We start from the raw sequence: 3,163 nt of genomic DNA, 5'->3' as shown, positions 1-3,163 counted from the left end.
GCACGGCCGCGACCGAGGCCGAGCGGGACGCCGCGCAGCGTCGCGCCGGGCAGCTCGCCGACCAGGTCAGCGACCTGGCCTCGGCCCTGGCCCGGCTCGGTACGCGCACCGGTTGACCGGCCACGGTCCGGGACGGGGCAGCGCCGCAACGCGCTTCGGGGGAGGATCGGGGCATGGGAAAGACGTACGAGCGCATCGACGGCCGGCTGCGGGAGTTCATCGAGGCGCAGCCGATGTTCTTCGTGGCCACGGCCCCGCTGTCCGGCGACGGCACCGTCAACCTCTCCCCCAAGGGTCTGCGCGGTTGCCTGGCGGTGCTCGACGAGCACACCGTGGCCTACCTCGACTTCGCCGGCAGCAACGCCGAGACCATCGCCCACCTGCGGGAGAACGGCCGGGTCACGCTGATGTGGTGCGCGTTCGCCGGGCCGCCGACCATCGTGCGGGTGCACGGGCGCGGCGAGCCGGTGTTCCGCGACGACAGCCGCTGGCCGGACCTGTTGCGGCACTTCCCCGACATCGACCCGACCCCGCACGGGCTGCGGGCGGTGATCGTGGTGCGGGCCGAGCTGATCCGCGACACCTGCGGCTACACGGTGCCGGTGATGAGCTACGACACCGACCGGGACCTGCACGGGCGGCGGTTCGCCCGGGAGGACGACGCGTCGCTGAGCGCATACTTCGCCGGCAAGGAGCACGTGGCCACCAGCATCGACGGCCTCCCCGGTCTGCCGTTGCCGTTGCCGCCCGTCCCGGCGGGGTGAGCCGGCGGTCAGTGGATGCCGGCCATCAGGCCCCGGATCTGGCGGGTGAACATCACCGCGGCCAGGCCCAGCACCACCGAGGCCAGGCCGAAGGTCAGGAAGTAGGTCGCCTGCGACCAGCTGTCGGCCAGCCGGGCCACCTGGCCGCCGATGGCGTCGCCGACGGCGGTGGCGAGGAACCACAGGCCCAGCATCTGGCTGGCGTACTTGACCGGGGCCAGTTTCGTGGTGGCCGACAGACCCACCGGGCTCAGCGACAGCTCACCGGCGACCTGGATCGCGTACACCGCGACCAGCCACCACGGCGAGACCAGGTCGCCGCCGACGGCGGCCTGGGCGGCGGCGGCCATGAGCACGAACGACAGGCCGTTGAGCACCAGGCCGACGGCGAACTTGGTCGGCGTGGAGACCCGGTGGCCGAGCTTGAGCCACAGCCACGCGGCCAGCGGCGCGCCGATGATGATGAGGATCGGGTTGACCGACTGCAGCCAGGACGCCGGGAAGGTGAACCCGCCCACGTTCCGGTCGGTCCGGTCGGCGGCGAAGATGTTCAGCACCGAGCCGGCCTGGTCGTAGATGAGCCAGAACGACGCGGCGAAGACGAACAGCCACACGTACGCCTTCATCCGGCTGCGTTCGGTGTCGCTGATCTCCCGGTCGGTGAGGATCCGCGCGAAGTAGGCGACGGTGACCAGCACGGTGACCACGGTGAGCAGGTTGACCACCGTGTCGACGGTGAACCAGCCGACCAGCAGCAGCACGAGCAGGACCACCAGCACCACGGCGGTGGCCACGCCGACGCGGGTCAGCGCCCGCCGCCGGTCGGCACCGAGCAGTGGGTCGGCCGGTGCGGCGCCGGCGTCGCCGAGGTTGCGGCGTCCGGCCACGTACTGGATGACGCCGAAGGTCATGCCGACCGCGGCGGCGCCGAACCCGAGATGCCAGTTGATCTTCTCGCCGAGGAAGCCGGTGATCAGCGGGGCGATGAACGCGCCCAGGTTGATGCCCATGTAGAAGATGGAGAACCCGGCGTCGCGGCGTGGTGAGTCCCGCTCGTAGAGGTCACCGACCATGGTGGAGATGTTGGGCTTGAGCAGGCCGGTGCCGAGCACGATCAGGGTCATGCCGGCGAACACGCTCCACCCGGTGGGGATCGCCATCACGTAGTGGCCGGCGGCGATCACCACGCCGCCCCACAGCACGCTGCGGCGCGCGCCGATGAGCCGGTCGGCGACCCAGCCGCCGGGCAGCGCCATCAGGTAGACCATGGCGTTGTAGGTGCCGTAGACGGCGTTGGCGCTGGACTCGCCGATGCCGAGCCCGCCGTCGGCGACCGCGGCGGTCAGGTAGAGCACCAGGATGGCGCGCATCCCGTAGAAGCTGAACCGCTCCCACATCTCGGTGAGGAAGAGGGTGGACAGCGCCCGCGGGTGACCGAAGAAGGTCTTCCCGGCGGGCGGTCGTGCTCCGACCGGCGCGTCACTGGTCATCGTCACCTCCGGCACGCATGCGGGTGGGTAACATCCCCGTTGACAGGCGAAACACTCCACCGATTCGGCCCGGCCGGGGACGACCCCGCCGGGCAGCTGTCATGGCCGGTTACCCTTGAACCTCCCGACCCGCGTACGGCCCTGCCGCGTGGGTGGGGAATGGGCGGGCGGTGAACGGCCGTTACACCTGAAGACCAGCACCACGGACGAGGGGAAGTCGATCATGGGCGAGCGTATGCTGCGCGGTAGCCGGCTGGGCGCGGTCAGCTACGAATCCGACCGCAACACGGAGCTCGCGCCGCGTCAGACCCGCGAGTACCTGTGCGCCAAGGGCCACCAGTTCGAGGTGCCGTTCGCCGTCGACGCCGAGGTCCCGACGACCTGGGAGTGCAAGTTCGACGGCAGCGTCGCCCGCCTGGTCGACGGCAGCGAGCCGGAGCAGAAGAAGGCCAAGCCGCCGCGCACCCACTGGGACATGCTGCTGGAGCGCCGCTCGATCGCCGAGCTGGAGGACATCCTCGCCGAGCGGCTCCAGGAGGTCCGCACCCGCCGCGGTCGCGCCTGAGCACCCGTAACGACCGAAACGCCCCCGGGACGACTCCCGGGGGCGTTTCGTCACGTCTGGGGCGTACTCAGCGGTCCACGATCTCACCCTCGATGGCCCGGCCGGGCTCCGTCACCGGCTGCTGCGGTGTGGGGGTGGGGGTCGGCTGGGACTGCCCCTGGTAGACCCGGACCCGGCGCGGCCCGAACAGGTCACCGGCCACCATCGACGACACCCGCCGCTCGGTGGCCCGGCGCACCCCGCCGCCGGCCAGCCGACGCAGCGGCGGCACCAGCAGCAACAGCCCCACCGCGCCGCTGACCAGCCCCGGCAGCGCCAGCAGCAGCGCGCCCAGCAGGCCCACC

4 protein-coding genes are annotated in these 3,163 nt (G+C 71.6%); 2 read left to right on the top strand and 2 right to left on the bottom strand.

Annotated features, from left to right (window positions below):
* Positions 1-173: 173 nt before the first annotated feature.
* Entirely contained in the window at positions 174-764 is a 591-nt protein-coding gene (locus HUW36_RS29255; protein ID WP_174531068.1) for a pyridoxamine 5'-phosphate oxidase family protein, read from the top strand.
* An 8-nt stretch (positions 765-772) separates the two neighbouring features.
* Here HUW36_RS29255 and HUW36_RS29250 read toward each other — a convergent pair whose 3' ends face one another.
* The gene (locus HUW36_RS29250) at positions 773-2,254 is read right to left on the bottom strand and encodes a peptide MFS transporter (protein WP_174531067.1); all 1,482 of its coding nucleotides are present in this window, start codon (positions 2,252-2,254) and stop codon (positions 773-775) included.
* Between the two features lie 223 nt (positions 2,255-2,477).
* Between HUW36_RS29250 and HUW36_RS29245 the strand changes: the two genes are divergently transcribed.
* The gene (locus HUW36_RS29245; RefSeq protein WP_046564157.1) at positions 2,478-2,819 is read left to right on the top strand and encodes an RNA polymerase-binding protein RbpA; all 342 of its coding nucleotides are present in this window, start codon (positions 2,478-2,480) and stop codon (positions 2,817-2,819) included.
* A gap of 67 nt (positions 2,820-2,886) precedes the next feature.
* Here HUW36_RS29245 and HUW36_RS29240 read toward each other — a convergent pair.
* Positions 2,887-3,163, bottom strand: a 277-nt coding sequence (locus HUW36_RS29240; RefSeq protein ID WP_174531066.1) for an FxsA family protein, incomplete at its 5' end; no start/stop codon positions are given.

The sequence above is a fragment of the Micromonospora maritima genome, assembly GCF_902825405.1.
Lineage (GTDB): Bacteria > Actinomycetota > Actinomycetes > Mycobacteriales > Micromonosporaceae > Micromonospora > Micromonospora maritima.
The sequence above is the reverse complement of the archived record's forward strand: the minus strand, read 5'-3'. Positions and strand labels throughout refer to the sequence as shown.

Bases quoted from the DNA above. Each gene is read 5' to 3' on its own strand.
- HUW36_RS29250 (WP_174531067.1), bottom strand. From the start codon at position 2,254: ATGACCAGTGACGCGCCGGTCGGAGCACGACCGCCCGCCGGGAAGACC.
- HUW36_RS29255 (WP_174531068.1), top strand. From the start codon at position 174: ATGGGAAAGACGTACGAGCGCATCGACGGCCGGCTGCGGGAGTTCATC.
- HUW36_RS29245 (WP_046564157.1), top strand. From the start codon at position 2,478: ATGGGCGAGCGTATGCTGCGCGGTAGCCGGCTGGGCGCGGTCAGCTAC.